We start from the raw sequence: 21,643 nt of genomic DNA, 5'->3' as shown, positions 1-21,643 counted from the left end.
ATATTACAGTTAAATATTACTATCTACATCCAACATTACAGTCCTCGCTATTAAACCAGCTTCCTCCGCGATATTCCATATATGGAGTTTTTCCACGTGGACATCGTAATGATTTCATTGCAGCTTGACATGCTTTTAAAGCTGAATCACTTAACCTAGAAGGTTTATCATTTAATACAATTTCTGACACAACTTCAATGGTTTTAGCAAGAATGAACATCGTAGGCAATTCCCATTTTATCACTTTATCTCCCAAATTTGAATTGATTTCTTTATCAGCTACATTTTTATAAACAAAATTTCTATAATAATTGTCCTTAGTTTCTATATTGAAGGTTATGTACCCATTTTTATGATCAATAAGATCTAATACCCTAAATCTTTCCGTAGGATTAAGTTTATTTATTATTAAGTAATTTCCTTTTTTTTCTTCTACCATATCAAATTCAAAATTCGAAAATTTAAATTCATATATAAATTTACTATCTATTTCCTTTCTATAGAAACCGTCACTATATGTGTAAACGGTGTCACCATAGAATATCTGAAAACTATCTTTATCATTTTCAGAGAAAGTTGACTTTGAAGTATTAAATTTTTCATCAGATGATTCAGACATATTATCAGTCATACTACAGCCTTGTAATACCATAGATAGAAATGTTAATAATAGAATTCTCACATTTAAGCTTTTTGAGTTTTTAATTTTTCCCATGTTAAAGTGTTTTTTACAATTTTAATAGTTGCAATTAATAATTTAAAAAATACAGGTATACCGCTGTAATCGGTTTTATTATTTTACAAAAGTTCTGTAATTGAGTTGATGAATTATTTGGTAGATTAAACAGACAGATGTATGAAGTTATAGTAAACTACTATTTTTATCAATCTATTTTCAGTAAAGATAGTAAAAAAAACACACGGAAGAGACAAAATCGCTTCAAAGTTTTCATTTATTAGTATTATGTACACAAAAAATTGTTAAAACGATACTTATAACAAAAAATAGATATATTTTAATACTTAAATAAAACCAAAATTCAATTGCATATAAAAGCCCTGCAGTATTGCAGGGCTTTATTGTTGCTTTCCCTCTTGGGCTCGAACCAAGGACTGTAACCTCTTTGTTTACAAGGGTTCAATGTATCAGATATTCGTTAGCGACCGAATAGTACGCCTTTTTTATATATAATAGTAACCAATAGGGTTACGTTGTCAACTTATTTTGCAAGATTTATAGCATCGCTCTACCGATAAGAATAATATAATAGTTTCTATGTTTTAATATCAAACTTAGAGTTGCGCAACAGTTACCGATGTTAGCAGAAGTAATTATTCTTTGTCAAATATTTCATCATCATCTGCTGAATCTTCCCAACCTGTCCAAATATTTTTTAGAACAAGTTTGCTTCCATCATAAGATACGACTTTTCTAATCCAATCTCGAGGTGGACACTTTTTATCAATATTTTTTGTCAACGTTGCAACAAAAGTATTTTTATCAATCCATTTCAATCTCATTGTATCTGGATCCATTGGAAACATTTCATTTGTCCATGAAATTGTTTTAGAATCAATAAATTCAAATCCTGCATAATCAGCTCCTTCTAGAATGAATTTCCCATGTAGTTTTTCTGAAAAATCAATTTCATTAATATTCTGATCAAAAATTCTATTTTCTTTAGTGTTTGATTTTGATTTAGAAATCGGGTTGTTTTTACTCCTATCGATTATTAGACTTTTAAAATAAAATCCAAAAATAAAACCAATAATCAACAATAAAACTATAACCCATTTTTTTTTGAATTCCATATTTGATCTGTTTTTGATAGTATTTCTGGTAACAGGTCTCATAGTGACGGAATAGAAAATCTAAACTTTCAATCTTGCACTAAGATAGGCAACAGCCTTTTATTATTTTCTAAATTTATGAAAAAAGGAAATATAAAAGACCGCTGCGACAAAAAAAGAAACAAAGTTTATAGCTTGCCTTAACTCGCTATTTTGCCAAACTGATGTTAGCGGAAGTTTTTGTTAATGTTTAGTTCTTCAAGATGTACACCACTGTTAGCAATATCATTCATTTTCATTTCTTGAATTGATAATTCATATTTATCTGGTCGTACTTTAGCAATTTTAAGACTTTCAATTTTATACCCTAGTGATGCGAATAATTTAAGGATTGTATATCTGTCTTTGGGAGTAGATTTACATCCAAAAATCACTTCTTTTATCGATTTTCGATTTATTTTAACTAAACCTTGTCCTTTTTTAATTAATCGAATTTCATTTTCATACTTCCATTTAGAATACTTATTTGATAAAATTGTAAATCTTAATTCATCAAGTTCTGTATGTGAATAATTAAAAATTTCAATAGGTTTATCTGAATAATTGACATTTAAAATTTCAGGTATAAAGCTGTTATCAAAACTAAGATTTTCGAATTCGTATTTTATACACATTCCTTTATGATTATTTGCATAATGCCCCCACATTAGTGGACAACTTGGAGTTAATGAACCACAAGATATTCCAGTTTTTTGATAATCTATTAAAAGAAAAATGTAATCATAATACATTTTAACTTGTAGAAATTCAATGTTAGCATTTAATAATTTCTGTAATATTTTATCATCTGAATAGAATGCATATAATTCAATTATTTTATCATTAAAGTTTTCAATTTCATTTGAATACAAATCTTCAGAAAATAAATTTAACTCACTGAGTGTTTTTAGTACATTTTTAAATTCTTCAAGTTTCTCTTTATTTTCATTATTTAAATTTATTAAAGAAGAAAATTCTTGAACTTTTATTTTTAGATAATTATAGAATTCTATAACTTTTGAAACATCTGATGATAAATTAAATCTTGGATAACTGTCAAAAGGATCATTAAAATTTCTTGGGTTTGTAAAATATAATTCGTTATTAATTAATGAACTAAATAGGTTTTGATTTATAGTATAGTATTTATAAAAATATTCCAATTTCATTTATTTACGAGAGTTTTACAAAATTTCTGCTAACGTGCCTGTAATTTGCGCAAGTTGCAGAATTCAAAGACAAAACTTTAAATTAAAAACCAACTTAAGCAAAAGGCAACTAATTGGATAAATTTAAACAAAATATTCAATTAATTGCCTTTTGCGGAATTTATCCTAAAACTTTAGTTCCGCCTCAAACCCGCAATTTTGCAAAACACATGTTATAGGCTGTTGTTATTTTTATTTATTTTCTCGAACTAAATTTCTAATAATAGAATATCCTTTATTAGTTAATTTACCATTTTCTCGTATTAAAGTATATTCTAGTAAGTCTTGGTATAAGGGTGTACCAATCTTATCCTTCTCATTAGTAGGTAAAAAACTGTCTATTATTTCTTGAGCTTGCTCTCTATTAAATTGTTCTAAGTCAATAGCTAATCGCATTATATATCTCTTCAGAAAACTTGTCAATCTATCTGGAATACTTTCAGACAACACATCATTCTTCTGTCTTTCTAGTTTTGATTGAAGTATTCTTAATTCTCTCTCTAGTTTTAAAATTGTACTTTCTTTCATGAAAAGAGATTTCTTAATATCTTCTTTTTCTTGATTTTCCAGTTGAGATTTTTCAAGTAAATCCTGTATAATTTTATTACGTTCCTTTATTTCTGAATGCAAGGTTTGTTCAACTTCTTTTTTATCAGTTTTGGTTTCTTCAATGTCTTTTGCTACAGTTGGTGATTTATCTATCTTATTAAGTAGTCCTTCATATCCTTTATCTAAATTTTGAAGTTTTTCTCCAAATCCAGCTTCTATTCGGCCAAGTATTGTTGAAATATCTTTTGTAAATTTATAAGTGTTATCATAGAATTGGTTACTACTATCATTTGATTTAAAATAGAACATCATAGATAACACTATTGAAAAAAAAGCTAACAAAAAAGATAATAGTATTGTATAATCAATATTGCCAATTGCAATCGAAATATCATTTGTGAAAATCTTATATGAAAGTAAAACCAAAATAAAACAACCACAAATAAATTTAAATATTATCCAAAGTTTAGTTACAAGTTCTTTATTTTGGGAACTCATGGTATTTTTATCTTCTTTGTTTTGTTTAGATTCCATAATTGATTTGGTGAAGTTTTTTTACAATTGCCTATAACATTATTTTTTACGAAACAAAACACTAAATGTTTCGCAAAACCACATCTATAGGCGTATTTCATAATTTTAACTACAAATATATACTTTTTTAACAAACTAAATCAGACACCATAAAATTATTTTTGCAAACAGATAAATAATTAGTAATAAACCAAAATGTTATCGTTTTGGATAGCGAAACTAACCGTGAATCCATTTATAAATTACAAGAGCCCCTAGAACGAGCTTTTATTGATAAGTAAATAGATAATCTGATATTTGTTTTTCTTCTATACAACAAAGTATAAAGAAAAACAAATTACATCTAACGAACTATAACTTACGATAACCCTACCGATTCAAACCGATAGATTGATAAGTAGCAAATACCAATAAAAACCAAAACTCAAAAACCAGCCAACTTAGCAAGATTCCATACTAAAAAAACCTGCATTACTCTACTTTTTATTGTTGCTCCTCTCTTTGGGCGCGAATCAGATGCTCAACTTTAGTTGCAATCGCTTTATTGTTGTGGCAAAGTATCGGTCTGATTTTTCAATATTGCTATAATAGCATCAGAAATTTCAAAAATCCTGCCTTGATAATTATTGCCTAAAAGTATGATGTCAAAATTATTCTCCAGGTCTGAAATGATAATGGCCTCATAATTTCCTCCTCTCCCATCGTGCCTGTGTTCCATTAATTGTTTGTTTGTCCATCTCGTTTCACCCAAAGCAGATTGCGAATCTTCCTGAAAATGTTGACTTAACTCGTATATGATTTTTGGCTTATTATTGTATAGGAATGAAGTTGATTCAAAAATTTGAGCAAATCAGTTGTCGTAATAACAACTCCACCAACCAAAAAGTCGGGTTTGTCATCCACTAATTTATTATTAAATCCTTTTGTAATGTTTTTATCCTTTTCAATCGGAGTAATTTCAGCTGAACTAATTTTGTAAGGCTCAAAAAGGTATTTATCTACATAGTCTTTGTAATTCTCACCGGTAATTTTTTCTATAATAGAGAGCCTTAAGAAAAAATTGTTGTTATTGTAATCATATTGTGTTCCGGGTTTAAAATCAAGGCTATCTATTAATTTTAAATCTTCAAAAATATCCTTATTGCTTTTAATTTTTTTCCAATTGATATCAGGAATTCCACTTGTATATTGCAGCAAATCTTTTACAGTTACATCATTTGCCCATTTTGGTAATTCAGGAAAAAATTTGGAAATGTTGTCGTTCAGTTTAAGCTTTCCTTTTTCTTGTAATTGCAACAAAGCAATAGCACTGAATTCCTTTGCAATAGATCCGATATTGAATTTGAAATCATTTGTCAGGTTGGTTGTCTTACTTGCGTCTGTATACCCAAAAGAGGCATTATAAATTATTGCATTATTTTTTGAGACAAGGACATTTCCATTATACATTCCATTTTCATTTGACTCTCTCATCAAGGAATCAATTTTATTGGCAAGATTGGTCTGCGCAGAGACAAGATTGGTAAAAAATATTAGGAGTATGAAAATGGAAAACAATCCTTTTTTATGGGTCATAATTTATGGTATGAAAGATAACGTACCGCAGCTTAGCGAAGTAGAGAAATAAGACAATTTAAACTTCAAATATTCACCAAAACTGAGCAACACATTTTTATTTTTTAAATTTATTAATAAAAAATGAAAATTGCGAGAACGAAAAAAAGGAAACAAACATTGAGAGAAACCTTTACTAGCCTTAAAACAAATACGATGTTATAAGCAGTTTTAATTAAAACCTACTGTACGAACACCATATAGTTGATTTTTTAATTCTTCAAATTCTATATTTGAAATTACTTCTCTATTTCTTAAAAAATATAAATTATCTAACTGCGGTTCTTTTGGTAAGTTTTTGTCAATTTTACCATACTTTTCTAACAAAAATTTATTTGAAGACTCAATGATGTTATTTGCAAATTCTTTTACTTCATTTTTATTGTTATTTGTAAAATATAATTCAATATTATTTTCTTCAAATGTTTGAATTGTTATTATACGTTTTTTAGATTTTAAAGCAATAAAAAAAAATATTATAGATATAATTATAGGCTTTATAAAAGTACTATAATCCCATTCTAAAAAAATTAAACCTAAACCTATTATTAAAGAAAACACAGACAAAAAAAGTAAATTGTTATTTATTGTAGTTTCTGTTTTAATCTTATTTGATATGTTCTCATATGAAACCTCAAATTCTGAGGAGTCAAAGATAGAATTCCTTACAATTTTTAAGCTCGAAACTTTCAGTTGAAGGTTTTGTTTTATAAATAAATTATTATTTTTTAATTCCATTTTTTTCAAAAATTGCTTACAACGATCCGCGACTTTGGGATAGTGACGGACATGAGCGTAATGAACTGACGTAGTAAAATTGAAGCGAAAAGTTTCAATTTAGTGACACAGTTAGCAAACACCAATTAATTGAATAAATTTAAGAAAAAAGTCAATATAATTGGCTTTTACGGAATAGAAAGCCGAAACTTCAATTTTAGCCTTAACCCGCCATTTCGCCAATCAGATGTACCCGTTGGTTAATTATCATTTTATTTTACTTCGAAAAGTACCTTTTTTATCTTTAAGAGTAATTACAAATTTATCTTGCTTTGGAATTTTTGTCAATTTAATTATTTCTTCATTAGGGTATGGTTCATATATAATTAAACTTTCATCGATTTGAGGATTAGATTCATCCCATTCGTAGTTATCTTTAATATTAAATAAGGAATCTTGAATAACTAAAACGCCAAGACCTTTATTTTTATTTGCAACATATAGTTTATTATTTATCAGAAGAATATCTTTAATATTACCTTTAACATTATAATCCGATGAAATTGCAAAGCTCTCTTTTAAATCCAAGCCTTTGTAAATAGTAATATGTTCACTATAGTTTCCCCAATTTAAAGTTGTTGAATATAAACCTAAATAATTATTCCATATACGAGCCAGATGCGTACTTTCATAACTACTATTAAATTTCAACTCCTTTTGGTGAGAAAATACAAGTTTACCTTCACATTTCAATTGATAGTATAGAATATATTTCGGTACAACAATATTGTCAATTGCAATTAAATAATTCTCGTTTATAACAATATCATCTATAGATTTACCTCGGAATTTAATTTCATCCGGTATCTCTAAACTAAACCATTTTTGTGTTTTTAAATTATACTGAACGAGCATTTCATTTTCCATCTCACCCCCAATAAAAATATTATCATCATCAATAAGTAATGACTTCGGCTTTATATCGTAAGGAATTGATATTCTATTCTTTTTTGAAGTTTCAATATTATACAATAAAATGCTCTTTTTGGAAGGATTTAGAATAACAACTATATTTTTTTGGTCTGTTGAGAATATTGAATTTTTGTTTATAGAAATTGTTTTTATTTCTTTTATAATTTCGTTTTCGAATTTATTTACAGATATTTTGTTTATTCCAGTTTGAAGAATGAACAAATCTCCATCATCTAAACCATTTTGAGAATATAAATTTAAGTATATAAAAAAACTTAAAATAGAAAATATTAATTTCATAGCACAGATTTCTTTTTGCCTTGTATCTAAAGGATTACAACTTGGCGAGGTTACGAACTTCGGAACTGATTATTTTTCTGTTAAAGATAAATATTTTTCATAAAGTTTTATAGCTACAAATCATTTCAGTTTTGCTTCAAACTAATTATAGTGTTAGTTGCTATTTTATTTGATTCACTGAATCAAACGCATATTTTGCAAATATTTCAGCAAATCGATTTGACATATATATGAATTTCGGCTGAATAATTCCATTATATTTTGGTCAAACTGGATTTTCCGTTGTAATTCCAATTGCTTCTTCACATCAGAAATTTTTTGATCAAAAAAACCGTTTTTAAATAATCTTGATAATGTTGAATCATCCAATCGAGTATATCTCACATCCACTTTCAATTTCCTTAAATCATTTACATAACTATTGTCTATCATATGGGAAAGTTGACCAAAATCTTCATATGAAATCGAACCTGAAAGTGTATGCCTGAAAAGATTTCCAATCATGGCGGATTTGTCGATGTCATCTAATCTGTTAAGTGTCATAAGAAGTTTTTCTCCTGCTTTTTTTGTTTCGCTTTCAGATTCTAATTTATTAACAAATTCAATCCGTGTTTTATATGGAATCTCATTTAACTTGAAAAGAAATGTCAAAAGCTTTTTTATAAAAAAAGCTTCTGAGATATTCTGATATAAACTAAAACCTTTAAATGCAAGTCCTACAATTGGTATACTCTTTAGTGTTTCATTATTTAAAACAGCATCTAAACTTATTTCTAAAATTTCAGGCGCTAAATCGTTTAGAGCTTTAGATTTTACAGAATTAAATATATCTAAGTTTTCTTCCATTTGAATAAGATTATGTTAGCTGAAGTTGATATCTATTATACTCTAACTTAAGCCCTTTATTTTTAAATTTTATAATCATTGAATTTATAACGATTTCAATAGTTATCAAATAACTGTAATATAAATCTTTATTAATCTGATAATTTATATATAGTTAATGTGTAACCTTCTACTTTTTTTGTAAACTGCCCTGTTTTAAGACAGATTAAATGAAGGCTACACACATATTTCGCCAATACGATATTAGCTGTAGTCTTTCTGTTTTAAATTACTATCTTTACCACATTCTATACTAAGTAGACATATCATCAAACCTTTGTTCTAAAGGTTCTTTACAACTGTTATATACAGTTGCGATTTTCCATTTATATCATTTTATTTTTAATTGGGCGTTTTCTACGCAAAACTTAGTATGAGAAAAACTAATTTAATCAGTTCATCTATTGAACGTTTTTATAATAAAGCATCCGAAGAAGACAGACTTTCTAAAGGAATGGGCATCTTCGAATTTGAGAGGATTAAATCCCTCATTAAACCACATTTAAAACCTCAATCCATCATTCTTGATATTGGTGGAGGTACAGGAAAATATTCCGAATGGTTATCAAAATTACAACATCAGGTTTATTTGATAGAACCTCTTGACAAGCATCTTCATATTGCAAAAGACAGATCCAGCAAACTAAAGAATAAGTTTGAGGTTATCAAAGGCGAAGCCCGTAAACTGGAATTTCCGAATAATTTTGCAGATGTGGTTATTTTGCATGGACCTCTGTATCATCTACAAAAGGAAGAGGATCGGCTTCTTGCGATAAACGAAGCAAAAAGAGTTGTAAAAAAGGGAGGAATTATATTGGGTTTCGGGATTAATTCCACAGCTTCTACTTTAGCAGGTTTATTAAACGGACTGATTTACAAACCCTCTTTTCTTGAAATGTGTAAAAGTGAATTATTGACCGGAATCCATAATCCTCCGGATGATTTTCCCTGGTTGTTGGCAGAAGCATTTTATCATAAACCCTCAGAATTTAAAAATGAATTTTTAAAATGTAATTTAAAGATTGAGAAGATATATGCTGTTGAAGGAATGATTTGGCTTGACAGTAATTTCTTTGCCAATATATTGGATAAACGAAGAAAGAAAGTGCTGAAAGAGCTTTTGTCAACAACAGAGAATGAAGAATTCTTATTGCCTTTTAGCCCTCATATGATGATTGTAACCACAAAAGAAGTTTAATTTTAGTAAGAAAATGGATTGCAAGGAATACAATCCATTTTTTACAAAATTTTCTGAAAAATTATTGATAACATTATTTTTTACGAAACAACCCTACAAAAGCGTCATCAGACAACTTGTTCCATAGTTCGATAAATCATATAGCGAATATAGCTAAATAGCGACAAATAGTACAGATTACAAAGCAAAATGAATAACGAAGTAATTATCTAAAATTCAAAAAAAGACCACAAAAAAAGACCACAAAAAAAGCCCTGCAGTACTGCAAGGCTTTATTGTTGCTCCCCCTCTTGGGCTCGAACCAAGGACCCTCTGATTAACAGTCAGATGCTCTAACCAACTGAGCTAAGGAGGAAACTTATTTTTTTAGTTTCTAAAACAAAGATATAGAACTGCTTACGCATTGCTCCCCCTCTTGGGCTCGAACCAAGGACCCTCTGATTAACAGTCAGATGCTCTAACCAACTGAGCTAAGGAGGAAACTTATATTTTAGTTTCTAAAAAATAAATATTAGAACGTTTTTTTTTGCAATTTGCTCCCCCTCTTGGGCTCGAACCAAGGACCCTCTGATTAACAGTCAGATGCTCTAACCAACTGAGCTAAGGAGGAAGGTGTTACCTTTATTGCGATGCAAATATAGAACGATTTTTTAACTCTACAAATTCGTTTTAAAAAAAACTAACATTTTTTTTACCGTGAGGTAATGGCTTTCAAAATATCGTTTCCATTGGCAAAAAGCAGCAGTGCGATAAGTAATACAAAACCAATTGTTTGCGCATATTCCATAAACTTATCACTCGGTTTTTTACCCGAAATCATTTCATACAATAAAAACATCACATGCCCACCGTCCAGTGCCGGAATCGGTAATAAATTCATTACTCCAAGCATAATAGACAGCAAAGCTGTAATGCTCCAGAACACTTCCCAGCTCCAGGTCTGTGGAAAAATATCGTAAATCGCCTTAAAACCACCTACTCCCTTATACGCTCCGGTTTCGGGATTGGCAATCATTTTTAACTGTTTCCAGTAACCGCCCAACTGGTCTTTTCCTTTTTGGATACCCACCGGAATCGACTCCATAAATCCGTATTTCTGGTGGCTTATTTTATAAATACCGAGTTTCTCTGCATCTTCATTTTTTAAAACCGGTGCATACGCAATCCCTACAGAAGCACTGTCGGTTACTGTTAATTGTACGGTCTGCGGCTGGTTGTCTCTTACAATCGTTGCCATTACTTTCTGACCTTTATAGTTTTCAAGTACACCCGGCAGCTGATCGACAAACTCCACTTTCTGATCATTGATTCCGGTAATAAAATCTTTGGTTTTTAAAACCTCTTTATTAGGAGAATCATCTGAAACAGCCGTTACTATAGCAGGAACACGCGGAATAAAAGGACTTTTGTTTTTTTCCTTTAACAACTGATCTACAAAATTCACAGGCAGATCCAGTGTAATGGTTTCATTGTTGCGCAATACTTCTACCTTTTTGGCAGTAATCATTTTAGAAAAGGCCTCATTCAGTCGGTTCAGCGGTTCGCCGTCAATGCTTACAATCTTATCACCGTTTTGCATACCGGCATCTTTAAGCACCTGTGACTGCACCCAAACTCCTGATGTAAGACTGTCATTGGCAATATAGGAATCTCCGTAATAAAACGCCATACCGATATAGATCACAAACGCCAGAATAAAATTGACCGTTACGCCGCCCAGCATAATGATAAGACGCTGCCATGCTGGTTTGGAACGGAACTCCCACGGCTGTGGTTCCTGTTTCATCTGCTCGGTATCCATGCTTTCATCGATCATTCCGGCAATTTTCACATAACCGCCCAGAGGAAGCCATCCGATTCCATATACGGTATCTCCGATCTTCTTTTTGAAAAGGGAAAATTTTACATCAAAAAACAAATAGAATTTTTCGACACGGGTTTTAAATAATTTGGCAGGAATAAAGTGCCCTAATTCGTGTAAAACGATCAACAAAGATAAACTCAGTAGAAATTGAGATAATTTAATTAATATATCCATTTTATAATTTTCTGCTTTTTAGCAGACAAAAGTAAGGTTTTAAGCTTAGTATTTATAGTTTAAAAAAGGCAGATCTTACCTTTTTATCATTTTTTTATGAAAGACGCCTTTATTGGTAGTGATCGCAAGCGTATAAATTCCGGCTGACAAATGGCTTACCGCATACGGATTGGCAAGCGAATGCGCGATCTGTTTACCGTTTACATCGTACAGATCCATCTGCGAAACCGTCACTCCTTCCGTAGCAACAATACGCACTTCATCCGATGCCGGATTCGGAACCAGTGAAATAGCGTTCGCATTTTTTTGAAATTCGGTAACCGCCAGCGTACTCGTATTATTCTTGGAAATAATATCTTTATCAGGATCAATAATCACTTCATTAATGATATCAAAAGGCAAATCAACGATAAACTCCTGATTGTTCTGGGTATGATTCAGTGTCACTGTTTCAGATTGTCCGTTGTTTCCCACAAGTTTTATCCGCACAGGCATTTCAAAAAAGGAAACGGAATTATGAGACGTGGTTTGCGACAGCGTAATTTTTGCCTGCTGATTACCCAATATGGAAACACCTGCCGTATAAGTAGGAAAGCCCTGTCCATACACCCAGTCGTTAAAAAATTCCGTGAGGTTTTTTCCGGAAGCGGTTTCCAGATGTTGTTTCAGCTGTGTGGTCACAGCATATCCGTAGGCGATCTGCGGATCGGCAAGATAGTTTTTCATGCCCTGATAAAAATCAGTATCTCCCAATACATAACGCAGCATATGTACCACCATAGAACCTTTATCATAGGTAATTCTACCGCTGAAAATACGTCCTGAATCTTCTGCCTGAGCATCGGTCAGGTAAAGATTACCCCCATTCTGAGACGTAATGCTTTGATTTTTGCCATTCTTCCAGCTTACAAAAGCCGTTTGCCCGTCGATATGCTCAACCACAAGTCCGGACATATATTCCGCAAATCCTTCATTGAGCCAGATATCTTTCCAGGTACCACAGGTTACTTTATTACCAAACCAGTGATGTGCCAGTTCATGTGCAATAAGACTTCTGGAAAAACCACCCATAAACGAAACCGTGGTATGTTCCATACCGCCGCCCCATCCGAATTGTGCATGACCGTATTTTTCTTCATGAAACGGATAGGTTTCAAAAAGATCTTCAAACAGATTCATAATCGGCAGGGTTACCGCTACCTGATCCTTTGCCGTGTTAAAATTCTCCGGATAGAAATAGTTTACAATAGGGAAATTATTTGGGGCTGTACCTCCCAGTTGCTGAAACACCTGATAATTCGTTACCGCAAACGCCACGAGATAAGCCGGAATCGGATAATTGTGCTGAAAATGTGTCGTTTTGGTGCCGCCCGTATTAGTGGTTTGAGAAATTTCCAATCCGTTGGCCACACTCGTATACGTAGCCGGTGCAGTAATATAAAAGTCCAGATTCTCAATCTTATCGTTTAAATCCTGCTTGCACGGCCACCAGTCGCGTGCGCCGAAAGGCTCCGAAAGTGTCCACATCACCGGGGTTCCCGCATGCGTACTCACTGTAAAAGCCTCACTTGCTGACGGAGGAGCTCCACTATACGTAATCTCTACCGTACCTTCTGTACCGGAAGCCACAGACTGCGGCAACTGAATCGTAAGCTGATTGTTAGCCTGAGAAAAAACAGCTGTCTGTGTTCCCTGTTTGACAGAAGAAACCGTAAGCTGGTGACTGAGGTCAAATACGATCTGCGTCAGCGTTTCAGATGGAATAAATCGTGTTGTCACTTTTCCCGCGACATGATAATTGGCTGGGTTTACCGTAAGTTCTATTTTATGGTATTTTACATCATAATTCTGTGTGTTTGGATTCACAGCAAACATTCGTTTTTTTTCTGCCTGCTCTTTTTCACGTGTGCGCATAAGCTGTTCGTCTGAAGTGACCGACTGAGCACTTAACTGACTAAAAATCAACAGCAACATTACTATATATAGTTTCTTCATCTTTTAAATATTTGAATCAAAAATACTATAATATTTTATATAACCATCAAAAAATGACGCAATTAAACCGTTAAAATCTTTTACTTGGGATAAAAACGGCATCTGTACGATTTTAATTGAGTTCAGGTAGCAAAAAAAGGATTAAAAAGTAGCATCGTTTTTCACCTTGTAAACCAAAGTATTTTCTTAATTTTGTAGCTTATTATTAACTTTTAAATTATGTTGCAGATAGCTTACATCAGAGAAAATCAGGATCAGGTAATCAATGCGCTTGCCAAAAGAAATCTTGATGCTACAGAAATGATTCAATTAGTCGTGGAACTTGACGAAAAACGCAGAAGTACCCAGGCTGAATTAGACAATCTTTTAGCGGAATCGAACAAGCTGTCCAAAGACATCGGTGAGTTAATGAAAAGCGGTGAAAAAGCAAAGGCCGAGATTCTGAAAGCAAAAACCGCTGCATCAAAAGAACGGACAAAAGAGCTCAGCGAACAGTTGAATCTGATCAGCGACCAACTGACTCAGGAGTTGTATAAATTGCCGAATACTCCTGCGGATATTGTTCCTGCAGGGAAATCAGCAGACGACAACCTCAATGTATTTGAAGCAGGTACTATACCTACTTTGCATGAAGGAGCCGTGCCTCACTGGGAACTGGCTAAAAAATATGACATTATTGATTTTGATCTCGGAGCAAAAATCACCGGAGCAGGTTTTCCCGTATACAAAGGAAAAGGAGCAAAATTGCAGCGTGCGCTGATTGCCTATTTTCTGGATAAAAATACAGATGCGGGTTATAATGAAGTTCAGGTACCGCATCTGATCAACGAAGCATCGGGTTACGGAACGGGACAATTGCCGGACAAAGAAGGGCAGATGTACCATTCTACCATCGATGATCTGTATCTGATTCCAACAGCAGAAGTTCCGGTAACAAATCTGTACCGCGATGTGATCCTTCAGGAAAATGAACTTCCGGTAACAGCAACAGCCTATACTCCGTGTTTCCGCCGTGAAGCAGGTTCATACGGAGCCCATGTACGCGGACTGAACCGCCTGCACCAGTTTGATAAGGTGGAAATTGTACGTATCGAACATCCTGAAAACTCTTACAAAGCATTGGACGGTATGGTGGAACACATCAAAAACATTCTGGACGAATTAAAACTTCCCTACCGCATTCTGCGTTTGTGCGGAGGCGATATGGGCTTTACTTCTGCCCTGACCTATGATTTTGAAGTATTTTCTACCGCACAGGATCGTTGGCTGGAAATATCTTCTGTTTCTAATTTTGAAACGTATCAGGCAAACCGTCTGAAACTGCGCTTTAAAGGAAAGGACGGAAAAACCCAGCTTGCCCATACATTGAACGGCAGCTCTCTTGCCTTGCCAAGAGTATTAGCGGGAATTCTTGAAAACTACCAGACCCCCGAAGGGATTGTAATTCCGGAAGTTTTGAGACCGTACACCAAGTTTGATATTATTGATTAACAACTATATAAAACACCAATCTCAACAAATTGGTGTTTTTTTTTAAAAGATACGCAGATGATTATTTATAATATTACCGTAAACATAGATGAAAGCGTACATGAGCAGTGGCTTCAATGGATGCAGACACAACACATTAACAAAATGCTGGCTACAGGCAAATTTACCTCAGCACGGATTGTAAAAGTACTGGTAGATGAAGAAATGGGCGGCATTACTTATTCCGTTCAGTATTTTGCTCCTACAAAAGAAGCACTCGAAGAATATCGTCGTGACCATGAAAACGATTTACAGCAGGAAGGTTTAAAATTGTTTGCAGATAAGATGCTGACTTTTAAAACCGATCTGGAAATTATCAGCGAACATTAAACTGTAGGCATAACGTATAACAACGGCATTCTAACATCAGATTCCTAAAAAACAAAAAAATGGAGAAAGTAAGAGCAAAAAAACATTTAGGCCAGCATTTCTTAACAGACGAAAGCGTTGCACAACGAATTGCTGATGCACTTACCTATGAAGGCTATGACAAAGTATTGGAAGTAGGTCCGGGTATGGGCGTGCTTACCAAATACCTTTTAGAAAAACCCACCGAAACATTTGTTGTGGAAATTGATACAGAATCGGTACAATATCTTGAAAAACATTATACAAAACTGCACAACCATATCATTGCAGAAGACTTTTTAAAGTACAACATTCAAAAGGTTTTTGGAGAAGAAGAGTTTGCCATCATTGGAAATTTTCCGTATAACATTTCTACACAGATTGTTTTCAGGGCTTTGGAACTACGGGAAAAAGTAGTGGAATTTGCAGGTATGTTTCAGAAAGAAGTAGCCGAACGCATTTGTGAAAAGAAAGGCAGCAAAGCGTACGGAATTCTCTCTGTTCTTTGTCAGGCTTTTTATGAAGTGGACTATTTATTTACAGTTTCTGAACATGTATTTTCTCCACCTCCTAAAGTAAAATCCGGTGTGATGCGCATGGTAAGAAAAAAAGACTTTCACCTGCCTTGCAATGAGAAATTGTTTTATACCGTAGTAAAAACCGCTTTTAACCAAAGGCGGAAAACCATGAGAAACAGCCTGAAAAGCATGCTTAGCGACGAACTGAAAGAACAGGAAATTTTCAATATGCGTCCGGAACAGCTGGATTATTCAGAATTCATCGAAATCACTAAAAACATTGAAGCGTATGGAGTTCAAACTCAGTAAAGAATTTATCGAACAGATTGAAGGCCTCATCGCCGAACAAAATGAACGGGAACTGTTAGAGGTCCTGAAAGACATTCACTTTGCTGATATTGCCGAACTCATGAACGAACTGAGAGGTTCGGAAGCTGGCTATATATTTAAAATACTTGATTCAGAGGTCAGTTCAGAAATTTTATTGGAACTAGATGAAGAGGTTCGTGAAAAAATCTTAAACAATCTTTCGGCAAAAGAAATTGCAGAAGAGCTGGATGAGATGGATACGGATGATGCCGTAGATATTATTTCGGAATTACCGGAAGAGATGAAAGATGAAGTCATCTCGGAGCTGGAAGATTTTGAACATGCCAAAGACATTGTAGAGCTTTTGCGTTACGATGAAAACACGGCCGGAGGTTTGATGGCAAAAGAGCTTGTAAAAGTAAATGAAAACTGGAACATTCTTACCTGTGTGGTAGAAATGCGCAAACAGGCCGAGCATGTCTCCCGTGTCCACTCTATTTATGTGGTAGATGATGAAGACCGGCTCAAAGGTCGTCTTTCTCTCAAAGATTTACTTACCTCCTCTACCACCACCCATATCAAAGATGTTTACATACCAAAAGTGGATTTTGTAAAAGTAGATACAAAAGATACAGAAGTAGCGCGTATCATGCAGAAATATGATTTGGAAGCCATTCCTGTAGTAGATGAAACGGGTCGTTTGGTCGGCAGAATTACCATTGACGATATCGTTGATGTCATCAAGGAAGAAGCAGACCGTGACTATCAGATGGCAGCGGGTATCTCTCAGGATGTTGAAGCCGATGACAGCATCTGGGAACTAACCAAAGCCCGTCTTCCGTGGCTCATACTTGCCTTAACAGGTTCGTTTATTGCGGTAAAAGTGTCAAGCGGATTCGGTGATGCTATGGATAAATTTCCTACACTTTTCTTTTTCACACCCTTAATTGCCGCTATGGCGGGTAATGTAGGCGTACAATCTTCTGCTATTATTGTACAGGGACTCGCCAACAATTCCATTACGGGTTCACTCTGGCGCCGGCTGGCAAAAGAAATGCTGCTGAGCTTGTTTAACAGCCTTATTCTCGCTGCGATTCTGTTGTTTGGTACCCATTTTTTACTGGATCTCGACTACTCTGTAGCTGCAACCATCGGAATTGCACTGATCAGTGTGATGATACTGGCAAGCCTTATAGGAACGTTTATACCGATTACCCTAAACAAATACGGTGTAGATCCTGCTTTGGCAACAGGTCCGTTTATCACTACCTCAAACGATATTTTTGGAATTTTAATTTATTTCACTATTGCAAAATATATATTAGGGTTCTAAAAGAAGTAAATTTTCTTTTAAAAATCTCATTATAGCAAATATTTATATACAAGAGAGGCTGGTAAAACCAGCCTCTTTATAATTTTAAGATCATGCTATTGTACAGCAATAGTACCAAAGAGGTCCATAAATAAGATACCCACCAGTAGTATTCCAAAAACAACTGCCATATTAATCAATGATTTTTTTATTCTTTTACGATCTCTTTTTTTGTACAGCCATAAAAAATATACAGCAAGAACAACGATATAAATACCGATAAGAATATAATGTCTGTAATCTAAAGTTTGTAAAATCATCTTGATTATTTTTTAAAAAACCCTTATCTTATAAAGATAGAAAATTATTTTTTGATACAATCGTTATAGTCACTTTTAGCATCTGACAAATCTAAATAATAAGTTGTCATACAGTATGCTGCCGCAGGCAATCCACCTGCAAGTCCTGTTGTAGCAGCTGCGACTATAGCAAAACCTCCACAAACTGCATAATCTCTCTTGGCTCTTCTTATATCAATGTTAAACTGTTCAGCACACGTTCTTGAATTAATAATTGTAGTATAATAATCTTGAAAAGAAGCCTCTAATATCTCAGCCACAATACTCTCCTTTATAGAAATATCCAAACCAGAAAATACATCATTCTCCTCTCTCAACTTCTGTTGCAGGGTATGAATTTTTTCAAACTCCGTAATGTAATCGTCAGGATTAGAAAAATTATATTCGTACAACAAATCTTTTAATTGATCTTGCGTCTTAATTAGTTTCAATTTTTCATTGAAACCAGAATCCAAAATCAATTCTTCTTCATTTAGTAAAGATTGCATTATATCAGTTATTTGATAATACTGAATAAAATAATCATAAATATTTTCTCTCTCTTCTAAAGGAATTTTTTCTGCGTCTTTTGCAAAAAGTTCTCTTTTTGAATTTTCAGCTGTAGTAGTATCATTATCGTTACTACATGCCCATAATCCGGCTGTCAATAAAACAGCTCCGATTATTCCTAAAGTAATTTTTTTTAGATTTTTCATATCATAAATGTTTGTACAGTTATCGGGTAAAATCCTGAACTGTGAATTGGTAATTATTTTGAATAATTCATATCATTTTACATCAGTTTTTACTGTTCTCTCAATATTGCAAAAACATTTGTAATACACTTCTAATCAAAGAAAAACATTTCTATCCCTATGTTCTCCTTATTATACATTACTAATTTCAATTATTTGTTTTATTGTATTATTGCAATTTTCCTTATTTAATTTGTAATATTTACTGATTAATTATAAACACTATAAAACAAAAAGTAAAAGTAAAAAGTGGTATTAGTATGTTTCGTACTAAAAACACTTATATTGTGTTAATGAGATGATATTTGGCAAGCTTTACAGAGACATTTATACCTTTATCTGAAACAAATATGGTATAATTCTGCTTTGACAACAAATACACTTGCCAATATCTGAAGGGATATTTTGGATGTTAGAGAGAAGTATTTTTTTTAACTTCTAAATGAATATATATAAGAAAAGACCAGTAAAAACTAGCCTCTTTTATAATTTTAGTTCGTATTATTTTACTAAGAGTAAAAGAATTCCAGGTACAACAGATGTTATACCATTATGCTATTAAAATCCTTGACTATTTAAGATAGTGGACAAAATGAAAACATCAAAAAAAGTAATGGTTTCATTACGGTCTATATAAGAATATGAGAGTTTTTTTATTTCATCATATTTAGAATTTACAAATGCGTATACTTCCACCCTGATCGTTTAAGCATTAAATGTAAAACATCAATATGGGCTTTACCGTAAATGACTGCTATTTTATCAGCCTTAGAATTTTCTATTTGCTGAAATAAATGTTCATTGCGCAGGGTACTGATCATATAGTCATAACCTTTTCTGTTTTTTTTACTGCAGGTATATTTCTTTCCTAATGGTGTTTTCCAGTCACAGTCTGTTAAGTTAATGACTCCAAATTTTTCTTCATATTTCAAAACCAATTCCTTTATGTTCATATCACAATGAACATCTTTTGTGACATCCAACCCATAATCTGCTTCTTTTTGATACGTATAATTATCTATTTGAAACGATTGGTTTACTTCATTATTCTCATCATAATAGTTCATCAGAGTTTCATGGGTAACGCTTCTGAATTTTTTCATGTAGAGATCTGTCTCTTCTTTTGTTTCCAATTCCAGATCTATACCTTCATAAAAAACAACATAGCCTTCATTTCGAAGAGAATCAACTGTTTGTTTTACATTTTCATAAAATTCAGGCTTGTTGACATGCAGCATGGGAATGCCAAAAAGTTTACGTTCATTCCTTTCCCAATAACTCGGGGTAGCAAATTTTGTTATTTTGTCTACTCTCCATTTGACAATTTTTTGAGAAAGATTATTCTGTGCTGATAAAAGATTCACATTCAATATAACTAAAACAAATAAAAAATATCTCATAAGATAAAAGACTAAAATATGAATCTGCCATATGAATCTGCCAATAGTGAGCAAATCACACAAAATTAAAAGTATGTTTTAAGAGTAACCATGATAAAACAAATATAAAAAGGAGTTAATTATATCAACTCCTTTTGATTGTCATTACTTGGTAACAATTTTTATCTTTTTAACATTTATTCCTCTTTTTTCAACCAATATATAATAGAAACCAGCGAAGAAAAAGGTATAGAAAATCCTAGCCAAATAAATCTATTTTTATTTTTTTCCTTAAAAATAAGGTACAATGTATAAATAGAAAATATAATATTCACTATAAATGCCGTGTAAAGAAAAATATTTATTTCTAAATGCATCATCCTTAATATAGCCATTATAACAATAAACAAGCTACTTAAAACAAGTCCTATTAACATTTTTTTTCTCATATAATTATTTTTTTTCTTCCGCTACACATACAATGGCTATTGCAGCCGCAACTAAATGTGGTTGAGTAGCTTGCGCTATTTTGCCTATCAAATCATATCCAAAATTATCCCAATTGCGCTCCACACAATCTAAATAACTTTCCCCTGGTCTTTTTGGTCCTAGTTGATCTTCATCAGCGAATACAGTTAACTTTTCTACATCTATAAATTTAAATTGAGATTTATCAATAGCATTACTATACTCAACTGCTTTTAATCTTCCGTTGCTTAGATAACTAGATTTTACAATTACTGCTTTATTCAATTCGAATTTATTTTTATCAAATTTTCTGATTTTTAAAGATAAGGATTTATTTTTATCAAATTTACTAAAAAGATTTAATCCAATATAATCATTCTCTCCATTCACAGTAATCATCTGAATATCAGATAGATTATATTCATCTAAATCGATGTTTTGCTTTTGAATAAAACTCAATAATTCTTTTTCATTAGAAAGATTATATTCTTCAACTGATTTTACCCCTATACTTTCCAAAAAGTAATTTGTTACCTCGTCTCCATTCTTATAAATTGGAGTATTTCTTCCCAGCATTTGAGTTTGTTCTGCTTGTCCGGTAGAATCCTCATTACTACAAGCCCACAGACCAGTTGCTAATAAAACAGCCCCCATTACTCCCAAAGTAAATTTCTTAAAATTTTTCATATAATAAAAATGTTTGTGCAGTTAATCGGATAGTATACCTAAACTGCGGATTAGTAAATTATGTTACAGTTTTACCCCTGTAACGGCTCTTATCTGTTTAGCAACCGATATTCCGGACTATCGGTTCCCGAAACAAACAGATATATAATAATTGGTTGG

21 protein-coding genes and 3 tRNA genes are annotated in these 21,643 nt (G+C 32.6%); 5 read left to right on the top strand and 19 right to left on the bottom strand.

What is annotated here, in order from left to right:
- Positions 1 to 19 precede the first annotated feature (19 nt).
- The 9 genes from QW060_RS00650 to QW060_RS00610 form a co-directional block, all read right to left on the bottom strand.
- Positions 20 to 652 (bottom strand): hypothetical protein, encoded by a 633-nt coding sequence (locus QW060_RS00650; protein ID WP_290361801.1) that lies wholly within the window; start codon positions 650 to 652, stop codon positions 20 to 22.
- Positions 653 to 1,332: 680 nt separating this feature from the next.
- Positions 1,333 to 1,812 (bottom strand): hypothetical protein, encoded by a 480-nt coding sequence (locus tag QW060_RS00645; RefSeq protein WP_290361800.1) that lies wholly within the window; start codon positions 1,810 to 1,812, stop codon positions 1,333 to 1,335.
- Positions 1,813 to 2,018: 206 nt separating this feature from the next.
- The gene (locus QW060_RS00640; protein WP_290361799.1) at positions 2,019 to 2,999 is read right to left on the bottom strand and encodes a DUF2971 domain-containing protein; all 981 of its coding nucleotides are present in this window, start codon (positions 2,997 to 2,999) and stop codon (positions 2,019 to 2,021) included.
- Positions 3,000 to 3,230: 231 nt separating this feature from the next.
- On the bottom strand, positions 3,231 to 4,121 hold the full coding sequence (locus tag QW060_RS00635; protein WP_290361798.1) for a hypothetical protein: 891 nt from the start codon (positions 4,119 to 4,121) through the stop codon (positions 3,231 to 3,233).
- Between the two features lie 541 nt (positions 4,122 to 4,662).
- Positions 4,663 to 4,839, bottom strand: coding sequence for a hypothetical protein (locus tag QW060_RS00630; RefSeq protein ID WP_290361797.1), 177 nt, complete (start codon positions 4,837 to 4,839; stop codon positions 4,663 to 4,665).
- Between the two features lie 65 nt (positions 4,840 to 4,904).
- Entirely contained in the window at positions 4,905 to 5,696 is a 792-nt protein-coding gene (locus tag QW060_RS00625) for a serine hydrolase domain-containing protein (protein WP_290361796.1), read from the bottom strand.
- Between the two features lie 210 nt (positions 5,697 to 5,906).
- Positions 5,907 to 6,473, bottom strand: a complete 567-nt coding sequence (locus QW060_RS00620; protein WP_290361795.1) for a hypothetical protein — start codon at positions 6,471 to 6,473, stop codon at positions 5,907 to 5,909.
- Positions 6,474 to 6,719: 246 nt separating this feature from the next.
- Positions 6,720 to 7,724, bottom strand: a complete 1,005-nt coding sequence (locus QW060_RS00615) for a hypothetical protein (RefSeq protein ID WP_290361794.1) — start codon at positions 7,722 to 7,724, stop codon at positions 6,720 to 6,722.
- A 174-nt stretch (positions 7,725 to 7,898) separates the two neighbouring features.
- Positions 7,899 to 8,570, bottom strand: a complete 672-nt coding sequence (locus tag QW060_RS00610) for a hypothetical protein (RefSeq protein ID WP_290361793.1) — start codon at positions 8,568 to 8,570, stop codon at positions 7,899 to 7,901.
- Between the two features lie 412 nt (positions 8,571 to 8,982).
- On the opposite strand from QW060_RS00610, the gene QW060_RS00605 reads away from it, so the two are divergent.
- Complete coding sequence (locus tag QW060_RS00605; protein ID WP_290361792.1) at positions 8,983 to 9,807, top strand: class I SAM-dependent methyltransferase; 825 nt, start codon at positions 8,983 to 8,985, stop codon at positions 9,805 to 9,807.
- Positions 9,808 to 10,088: 281 nt separating this feature from the next.
- Here QW060_RS00605 and QW060_RS00600 read toward each other — a convergent pair.
- From QW060_RS00600 to QW060_RS00580, 5 genes are all read right to left on the bottom strand, one after another.
- Positions 10,089 to 10,162: transfer RNA gene (locus QW060_RS00600), tRNA-Asn, on the bottom strand.
- Between the two features lie 51 nt (positions 10,163 to 10,213).
- Positions 10,214 to 10,287, bottom strand: a tRNA-Asn gene (locus tag QW060_RS00595).
- Between the two features lie 56 nt (positions 10,288 to 10,343).
- Positions 10,344 to 10,417: transfer RNA gene (locus QW060_RS00590), tRNA-Asn, on the bottom strand.
- Positions 10,418 to 10,498: 81 nt separating this feature from the next.
- Complete coding sequence (gene rseP, locus QW060_RS00585; protein WP_290361791.1) at positions 10,499 to 11,845, bottom strand: RIP metalloprotease RseP; 1,347 nt, start codon at positions 11,843 to 11,845, stop codon at positions 10,499 to 10,501.
- 75 nt (positions 11,846 to 11,920) lie between these two features.
- Positions 11,921 to 13,840 carry a M1 family aminopeptidase gene (locus tag QW060_RS00580; RefSeq protein ID WP_290361790.1) on the bottom strand — a complete coding sequence of 640 codons (1,920 nt, stop codon included), beginning with the start codon at positions 13,838 to 13,840 and terminating at the stop codon, positions 11,921 to 11,923.
- Positions 13,841 to 14,059: 219 nt separating this feature from the next.
- Here QW060_RS00580 and serS point away from each other — a divergent pair, with 219 nt between their 5' ends.
- The 4 genes from serS to mgtE are packed head-to-tail and all read left to right on the top strand — an operon-like array spanning position 14,060 to position 17,878.
- Complete coding sequence (gene serS, locus QW060_RS00575) at positions 14,060 to 15,331, top strand: serine--tRNA ligase (RefSeq protein ID WP_290361789.1); 1,272 nt, start codon at positions 14,060 to 14,062, stop codon at positions 15,329 to 15,331.
- Positions 15,332 to 15,388: 57 nt separating this feature from the next.
- Positions 15,389 to 15,700 (top strand): DUF4286 family protein, encoded by a 312-nt coding sequence (locus QW060_RS00570; protein WP_290361788.1) that lies wholly within the window; start codon positions 15,389 to 15,391, stop codon positions 15,698 to 15,700.
- A 59-nt stretch (positions 15,701 to 15,759) separates the two neighbouring features.
- Entirely contained in the window at positions 15,760 to 16,545 is a 786-nt protein-coding gene (gene rsmA, locus QW060_RS00565; protein WP_290361787.1) for a 16S rRNA (adenine(1518)-N(6)/adenine(1519)-N(6))-dimethyltransferase RsmA, read from the top strand.
- Positions 16,526 to 17,878, top strand: coding sequence for a magnesium transporter (gene mgtE, locus QW060_RS00560; RefSeq protein ID WP_290361786.1), 1,353 nt, complete (start codon positions 16,526 to 16,528; stop codon positions 17,876 to 17,878). Before rsmA ends, mgtE begins: the two co-directional genes overlap by 20 nt.
- A 95-nt stretch (positions 17,879 to 17,973) precedes the next feature.
- On the opposite strand, the gene QW060_RS00555 is transcribed toward mgtE, so the two are convergent.
- The 5 genes from QW060_RS00555 to QW060_RS00535 form a co-directional block, all read right to left on the bottom strand.
- Positions 17,974 to 18,177: a hypothetical protein gene (locus QW060_RS00555; RefSeq protein WP_290361785.1), complete on the bottom strand. Its 204-nt coding sequence runs from the start codon at positions 18,175 to 18,177 to the stop codon at positions 17,974 to 17,976.
- A 44-nt stretch (positions 18,178 to 18,221) separates the two neighbouring features.
- A complete protein-coding gene (locus tag QW060_RS00550; protein WP_290361784.1) occupies positions 18,222 to 18,611 on the bottom strand; it encodes a hypothetical protein in 390 nt (129 codons plus the stop codon).
- A gap of 897 nt (positions 18,612 to 19,508) precedes the next feature.
- Positions 19,509 to 19,646, bottom strand: coding sequence for a hypothetical protein (locus QW060_RS00545; protein ID WP_290361783.1), 138 nt, complete (start codon positions 19,644 to 19,646; stop codon positions 19,509 to 19,511).
- On the bottom strand, positions 19,625 to 20,413 hold the full coding sequence (locus tag QW060_RS00540; protein ID WP_290361782.1) for a hypothetical protein: 789 nt from the start codon (positions 20,411 to 20,413) through the stop codon (positions 19,625 to 19,627). Before QW060_RS00540 ends, QW060_RS00545 begins: the two co-directional genes overlap by 22 nt.
- Before the next feature lie 369 nt (positions 20,414 to 20,782).
- A complete protein-coding gene (locus QW060_RS00535; RefSeq protein ID WP_290361781.1) occupies positions 20,783 to 21,484 on the bottom strand; it encodes a hypothetical protein in 702 nt (233 codons plus the stop codon).
- Positions 21,485 to 21,643: the final 159 nt, after the last annotated feature.

This window comes from Paenimyroides ceti, assembly GCF_030409925.1.
Note: the sequence above shows the minus strand (reverse complement) of the source record. Positions and strands in the feature narration are given on the sequence as shown.

What these genes read in the sequence shown, in the direction of transcription:
- QW060_RS00635 (WP_290361798.1), bottom strand. Translation starts at nt 4,121, where the DNA reads ATGGAATCTAAACAAAACAAAGAAGATAAAAATACCATGAGTTCCCAA.
- QW060_RS00605 (WP_290361792.1), top strand. Translation starts at nt 8,983, where the DNA reads ATGAGAAAAACTAATTTAATCAGTTCATCTATTGAACGTTTTTATAAT.
- QW060_RS00620 (WP_290361795.1), bottom strand. Translation starts at nt 6,473, where the DNA reads ATGGAATTAAAAAATAATAATTTATTTATAAAACAAAACCTTCAACTG.
- rsmA (WP_290361787.1), top strand. Translation starts at nt 15,760, where the DNA reads ATGGAGAAAGTAAGAGCAAAAAAACATTTAGGCCAGCATTTCTTAACA.
- QW060_RS00555 (WP_290361785.1), bottom strand. Translation starts at nt 18,177, where the DNA reads ATGATTTTACAAACTTTAGATTACAGACATTATATTCTTATCGGTATT.
- QW060_RS00570 (WP_290361788.1), top strand. Translation starts at nt 15,389, where the DNA reads ATGATTATTTATAATATTACCGTAAACATAGATGAAAGCGTACATGAG.
- QW060_RS00580 (WP_290361790.1), bottom strand. Translation starts at nt 13,840, where the DNA reads ATGAAGAAACTATATATAGTAATGTTGCTGTTGATTTTTAGTCAGTTA.
- QW060_RS00640 (WP_290361799.1), bottom strand. Translation starts at nt 2,999, where the DNA reads ATGAAATTGGAATATTTTTATAAATACTATACTATAAATCAAAACCTA.
- serS (WP_290361789.1), top strand. Translation starts at nt 14,060, where the DNA reads ATGTTGCAGATAGCTTACATCAGAGAAAATCAGGATCAGGTAATCAAT.
- QW060_RS00630 (WP_290361797.1), bottom strand. Translation starts at nt 4,839, where the DNA reads ATGGAACACAGGCACGATGGGAGAGGAGGAAATTATGAGGCCATTATC.
- QW060_RS00615 (WP_290361794.1), bottom strand. Translation starts at nt 7,724, where the DNA reads ATGAAATTAATATTTTCTATTTTAAGTTTTTTTATATACTTAAATTTA.
- QW060_RS00625 (WP_290361796.1), bottom strand. Translation starts at nt 5,696, where the DNA reads ATGACCCATAAAAAAGGATTGTTTTCCATTTTCATACTCCTAATATTT.
- mgtE (WP_290361786.1), top strand. Translation starts at nt 16,526, where the DNA reads ATGGAGTTCAAACTCAGTAAAGAATTTATCGAACAGATTGAAGGCCTC.
- QW060_RS00610 (WP_290361793.1), bottom strand. Translation starts at nt 8,570, where the DNA reads ATGGAAGAAAACTTAGATATATTTAATTCTGTAAAATCTAAAGCTCTA.
- QW060_RS00645 (WP_290361800.1), bottom strand. Translation starts at nt 1,812, where the DNA reads ATGGAATTCAAAAAAAAATGGGTTATAGTTTTATTGTTGATTATTGGT.
- QW060_RS00535 (WP_290361781.1), bottom strand. Translation starts at nt 21,484, where the DNA reads ATGAAAAATTTTAAGAAATTTACTTTGGGAGTAATGGGGGCTGTTTTA.
- rseP (WP_290361791.1), bottom strand. Translation starts at nt 11,845, where the DNA reads ATGGATATATTAATTAAATTATCTCAATTTCTACTGAGTTTATCTTTG.
- QW060_RS00650 (WP_290361801.1), bottom strand. Translation starts at nt 652, where the DNA reads ATGGTATTACAAGGCTGTAGTATGACTGATAATATGTCTGAATCATCT.